This window comes from Pseudomonadales bacterium, from assembly GCA_013215025.1.
GTDB lineage: Bacteria > Pseudomonadota > Gammaproteobacteria > Pseudomonadales > DT-91 > DT-91.
This window is the reverse complement of sequence record JABSRR010000075.1, coordinates 1-6,096: the sequence shown is the minus strand read 5'-3', so window position 1 is coordinate 6,096 and position 6,096 is coordinate 1. Positions and strand designations below refer to the sequence as shown.

Annotated in this window: 5 protein-coding genes; 3 read left to right on the top strand and 2 right to left on the bottom strand. The window is 47.2% G+C overall.

Annotation, left to right across the window (positions count from 1 at the left end):
• Both HRU21_07160 and HRU21_07155 read right to left on the bottom strand, forming a co-directional pair.
• On the bottom strand, window positions 1–315 hold a 315-nt coding region (locus HRU21_07160; GenBank protein NRA42073.1), incomplete at its 3' end, for an acyl-CoA dehydrogenase family protein.
• A 286-nt stretch (window positions 316–601) separates the two neighbouring features.
• Window positions 602–1,534: a hypothetical protein gene (locus HRU21_07155; protein ID NRA42072.1), complete on the bottom strand. Its 933-nt coding sequence runs from the start codon at window positions 1,532–1,534 to the stop codon at window positions 602–604.
• A 614-nt stretch (window positions 1,535–2,148) separates the two neighbouring features.
• On the opposite strand from HRU21_07155, the gene nirB reads away from it, so the two are divergent.
• From nirB to HRU21_07140, 3 genes are all read left to right on the top strand, one after another.
• Complete coding sequence (gene nirB / locus HRU21_07150; protein NRA42071.1) at window positions 2,149–4,686, top strand: nitrite reductase large subunit; 2,538 nt, start codon at window positions 2,149–2,151, stop codon at window positions 4,684–4,686.
• 10 nt (window positions 4,687–4,696) lie between these two features.
• Window positions 4,697–5,026, top strand: a complete 330-nt coding sequence (gene nirD / locus HRU21_07145; GenBank protein NRA42070.1) for a nitrite reductase small subunit NirD — start codon at window positions 4,697–4,699, stop codon at window positions 5,024–5,026.
• Window positions 5,027–5,200: 174 nt separating this feature from the next.
• Window positions 5,201–6,096: molybdopterin-dependent oxidoreductase (locus tag HRU21_07140; protein NRA42069.1), on the top strand; the 896-nt coding region annotated here is incomplete at its 3' end.

Below are 6,096 nucleotides of genomic sequence, written 5' to 3'. Positions count from 1 at the left end.
TGCTAACTCGGCGATCATTGGACCAACCGACTCAGTGGTTAAAAATGGGAACGGAAAACCGCAGCGCATCACTTCTTCAACAAAAATGAACTGCTCAATTTCGGTTAAGCCCGAGCCACCTAACTCTTTCGGCCAGCCAAGACCAACTTTGCCGTCTTGTCCTAATTTTTCCATGGCCTGCCAAAATAATGGGCCACCACCTTCGCCAACGGTTTTACTGACTTCATCACGCAGCTCTGGCGTCATTAATTCGTCAAAATAGGCGCGTAAATCTTGACGCAGCGCCTCTTGCTCCGGTGTAAATTCAATTTTCATTGGATTTCCTCGTGTTTGATACGCTATGGGCTTAGCGCTCATTATTATTGATCGGCGCACAGTCTAATGCATGCGCTGCACAAAATCATAAATGCAAGATGAAATAATGGATAAGTTTAGCGCCCGCAACAATAGCAAATGCGGTCAAGCTGATTGTCTTTTTCGCACAATGTTTGAGACTTATTATTCAGCTGTAAGCTAGGCTTTGAATTGAGCTTTATGCTGGGCTTTTTATTGAGCATTTATTTCGAAATAGATCAGCCACTGGCGAAAAAATCAGGCTTCACTAGCGATAAGGGTTAGGCAGACCNTCAGGACGACGCTTAAAGCGTCGATGCACCCAAAAGTATTGATCTGTAGAACTATTAATGGCTTGCTCAAGCGCAAGATTAATCAACTCGGCGTTGCGCTGATCATCATCACCCAAGGGCTGTTCGGTGAAGGGGTCGAAAATTTCAATCGTATAACGGCTTTGACCAATCCCTGCAGCACTGTGACGCGAGTGCTTAACCATTAGGGGTTTGGCATTGGTCATCTTTAGCAAACGACCCAAAGTAGCCAACGTTGCCACCGGCTGACCAAATAAGGGCGCGTAAACCGAATTCTTACGGCCAAAATCCTGATCGCAGGCATACCAAATCACATGCTGCTGTTTAAGATGTTTGAGCAGCCGACGCATTTCAGATTTTTCCAGCACATGCTGATATCGGCGCAAACGTGCCCGCTTTAGGCAATAATCTATTGCGGCATTGGTTTGGGTTTTATACATGGTATCGATCGGGTAGGTTTGCGCGAGTGCGCGACCGCAAAAATCTAAGGTAGTGAAATGAATACCCAACAAAATCACCCCACGCCCCTCAGCCTTGGCCGCATCCAGTAACTCTAGGCCTTGATAATCACAGCGCGACAGCACCTGTTTATCACTTGCCCACCAGCTATACAAAGCCTCCATGGCGCCGATACCGGTATTCATCAACACCCGCTCGGTTAACTCAGCACGCTCAGGCTCAGGCATATCGGGATAACACATGGATAAATTCACGCCTACTACATGGCGGCGCATGCGCAAAAATAAGCGCGCCACCCAGCCCAGCAACTGAGCCAGACGCATCATCAGCGGATACGGTAAGAAGCTAACTATACGAATCAGCGCCAACAGCAGCCAAGTAGGCAGATAGGAAATATGAAACGGATTAGTCGATTTTTTTCGTTTAGCCATTTTTTTCGTTTAGCCAGAAAGAACCATGCTCAGCTATAAAACAGTCAAATTATGCTGTGCCCAAGCTCGGCTTTTGGCGCCGCTGTGAACACATGAGTCGACACATACGTCGACGCAGTAAAACGCCAAGGAGCTTAAAGCTTTACAGAAAATTAGCAAGTCACAACCGGGCAAATCAAGCGGCAAAAAGCCCTATTGCCGCTAAATCTGCCCATTAGCTCAAAAACGACGAAAGCACGGCTTAGGTCTTAAAATCTAGCGCTTACGCTGCAGCAGCAACACAGCCTAAACAGCACCTTGAAAGCTGATCGCCGAGCTGACATAAAGCTGCAATCAAGCTGCCATAAAAAAGCGCACCAATTGTGATCTTATTTAGTGCACAACGGGTATTTTACCGCTTTTACAAGCGGTTATATGCACACAATAAAGAATAATTATAATATATAAAACAGTAACTTAAATAATTTATAAAATAGTTGGCATATATAATGCTTTACGCAAAATATATTAGCTAATTAAAGCGCTTGCTGGAATTTTTCTCGCTTCTCACAAGTCATTGTATCGCCATTGACTGTTAAAAAGCAGCCCGTGAGCAAAAAACTGGAAAGGCATCTATGCAGAAAAAAGAGTTAGTCATTGTTGGTAACGGTCCTGTGGCACATAAGTTCATTGAGACCATGATAGCATCCCCGGCCTACCAACAATATGCCATCACCGTTATCGGTGAAGAGCCAAATCCGGCCTATAACCGCGTGTATTTAACTGCCTGGTTTGAGTCTAGAAGTATCGACAGCATTGCCATGGGTACAGATGCCTTCTATGCAGAGCATCAGATCAACTGTGTTTGCGATGAGCAAATTACTGAAATCGACCGCGCACAACAGCAAGTTTTAGCCGCCTCGGGCAATCGCTATGCCTATGATGTGCTGGTCTTAGCGACTGGCTCATACCCCTTTGTGCCTCCCGTCAGCGGACATGACCGCGACAACACCTTTGTTTATCGCACCATTGAAGACCTCGCTGATATGACCGCCGCTGCCGAATCAGCAAAAATTGGTACTGTCGTTGGCGGCGGCCTTCTCGGCTTAGAAGCGGCAAAAGCGCTGCACGACTTGGGTCTTGAAACACATGTCGTTGAATTCGCGCCGCGCCTGATGGCGGTGCAGGTAGATGACGGCGGCGGCGCAGTATTGCGCGAGAAAATCGAAGCGCTTGGGGTTGGCGTACATACGCAGAAAAACACCCAACAAATTGTCGATGGTGAACACGCACAGCACCGCATGGAATTTGCCGACGGAGAATCGCTGGAAACCGACATGATTGTGTTCTCGGCCGGCATTCGCCCGCAAGATGCCTTAGCGCGTCAATCTGAGCTCGAAATCGGCGAGCGCGGCGGCATTGTGATCAATAATGTTTGCCAAACCTCTGACCCTAACATATACGCGATTGGCGAGTGTGCGCTGTGGAATGGCCGCACCTTTGGTCTGATTGCGCCCTGTAATCAGATGGCGGTCATTGCCGCCGAGCAAATCTCGGGTGACGGTGATACCGAATTCACCGGCTTTGACATGAGCACCAAGTTAAAATTAATGGGTGTCGACGTTGGCTCAATTGGTGATGCGCATGCCAATACACCTGGCGCGAAAGTTTATACCTATCTTGACCAGCCATCAGAAGTGTATAAGAAAATTGTAGTTAGCCCAGATAATCAAAAACTGCTTGGTGCCGTGCTGGTTGGCGACACATCTGACTACGATGCCCTATTGCAATACGCCTTAAACGGTATCGACCTGCCCGAGCATCCTGACACATTGATCTTGCCTTCACGTGATGGCTCAGGCGGCGCCGCTCTAGGGGTTGATATGCTGCCCGACAGCGCTGTGATTTGCTCCTGTAATAATGTAAGCAAAGGTGATATCAACGCCGCGGTTCAAGCCGGCAACTGCACCATTGGCGATATAAAAGCTTGCACTGGCGCTGCGACCAGCTGTGGTGGCTGTGCAGCACTTGCAACGCAGGTGATGAATGCCGAGATGGAAAATTTAGGCATGGAGGTGAATACCGACCTGTGTGAACATTTTCCCTATACTCGCCAAGAAATCTTCCACCTTATCCGCGTCGAAAAAATTAAATCGTTTGCCGAGCTGATTGGCAAATACGGTAAAGGCTCTGGCTGTGATATATGTCGGCCAACGGTCGGGTCTATTTTAGCCTCCTGCTGGAACGATTATATATTAGAAGATCAACACCAAATAAACCAAGATACTAACGACTACTTTATGGGCAACATGCAAAAAGACGGCACTTACTCTATTGTGCCTCGCATGGCAGGTGGTGAAGTCACGCCCGATAAGCTGATCGTATTAGGTCAGGTGGCAAAAGAATACGATCTCTACACCAAAGTTACTGGCGGTCAACGCATTGACTTATTTGGCGCGCGTCAAGAACAGCTGCCTGAGATTTGGAAAAAACTGATTGATGCAGGTTTTGAAACCGGTCACGCCTATGGTAAATCGGTTAGAACCGTAAAATCCTGTGTGGGCTCTACTTGGTGCCGCTACGGTGTTGATGACTCGGTTGGCTTTGCGATTGAGATTGAAAATCGCTACAAGGGCCTGCGCTCACCGCATAAATTAAAGTTTGCTGTCTCTGGCTGTACGCGCGAATGTGCAGAAGCGCAATCAAAAGACATCGGCGTAATTGCTACTGAAAATGGCTGGAATTTATATACCTGCGGCAACGGCGGCATGAAACCTAGGCATGCTGATCTATTTGCAGCCGACCTAGACAGAGCGACGCTGATCAAATATATCGATCGCATTTTAATGTTTTATGTACGCACGGCTGATCGGCTGCAGCGCACCTCGGTCTGGTTTGAGAATCTTGAAGGCGGGCTCGACTATCTGCGCGATGTGGTTATTGAAGACAAGTTAGGCATTTGTGCAGAGCTTGAAGAAGATATGCAACGCGTTGTGGATAGCTATCAATGCGAATGGAAAACCACCATCGAAGATCCTGAGAAAGTGAAACGATTTGATCATTTTGTTAACTCAGACCTGAGCGACGACAATGTGGTATTTGTTAAAGAGCGTGGTCAAATCCGCCCCGCAACTGACGTTGAAAAACAAACCTTAATTGCAAGCGCATCCTAAGGAGAAAACTATGGCATGGTCAGATATTTGTAACAAACGAGATGTGCTGTTAGGCGGTGGCCGATGTGCACTGGTTAAGGGTCATCAAGTTGCCATCTTCCGCCTTACAAAGCATGGCGAAGAGAAAATCTTTGCGGTTGACAACTTTGACCCTTTTAGCAAAGCCAATGTGTTATCACGCGGCATTGCAGGCTGTCTAAATGGTGCCGACATCATCGCATCGCCAATTTATAAACAGCATTTTGATCTAACTACAGGTCAGTGCTTAGAAGATGAGTCTGTCAGCATTAAAACCTGGCCGGTTCGGCTTGAGGGCGATCGTATTCAGATTAATTGCTGATAGAAAGTTTGCCTCTGCTTGTGGGGCATTAAAGTACGAAAGTACTTTGTTCAATAGCTAACACATTGAATAACCTCCAGGTGTTTTTATGTGCCCCCTCACTTTAGCTATTGAGCAAATTATTTTTTAACCGCAAAGTTTTGACACTGGTTAAAACTTTGCTTTGGAATGCATATGCTATTTGGGCGTAAAAATAAAAATCCAATTATCATAAACAACAAAGGCCAGGTCGACTGGAAATACACCACCTGTGGCTACTGCTCTGTTGGCTGCTCAATAGAAGTGGGCCTCGACAGTGAAGGTACGCCAGTGACCACACGTGGCGTTGGCGGCGCCGACGTTAACCGCGGCAAGCTATGCGTAAAAGGCTTAACCGAGGCTGGCATTTTTGCCGGTAACGGCCGCGGCATCGCACCTAAAATTCGCGCATCGATCGATGACGACTATGAAAATACCGATTGGGACACGGCGCTCGATAAAGTCGCTGAAGAATTCAAGCGTATTCAAGAAAAATACGGCATGGACAGCATCGGCATTGTCTCTACTGGGCAATTATTTACCGAAGAATTTTACACCTTAGGTAAATTAGTGCGCGGCTTAATCGGCACCAATAACTATGACGGTAACACCACACTGTGTATGGCGTCTGCGGTATCGGGCTATAAGCGTTCATTTGGCTCAGACGGCCCGCCCGGCTGCTATGAAGACTTCGAGCACACCGAATGCTTAATGGCGTTTGGCTCTAACCTACCCGAGCAACACCCAATTATTTACTGGCGCTTAAAAGAGGCGCTAGAAAATCGCGAAAAACAGGGCAAACCCAAATTTCCGGTGGTTGTGATTGACCCGCGTAAAACCATGATGGGCCAGATGGCTGATTACTATCTGCCTATTTTACCGGGTACGGATCTTGTTTTATTAAACAGCTTCGCACACGTTATTTTAGACGAGGGCCTAGAAGATACTGCCTATATAGAGCAGCACACTAACGGTATTGAAGAATTTCGTGAATTAGTGAAAGAATACTCACCGGAAGATGCCTCGGTAATCTGCGGCATTGAGCCTGACAC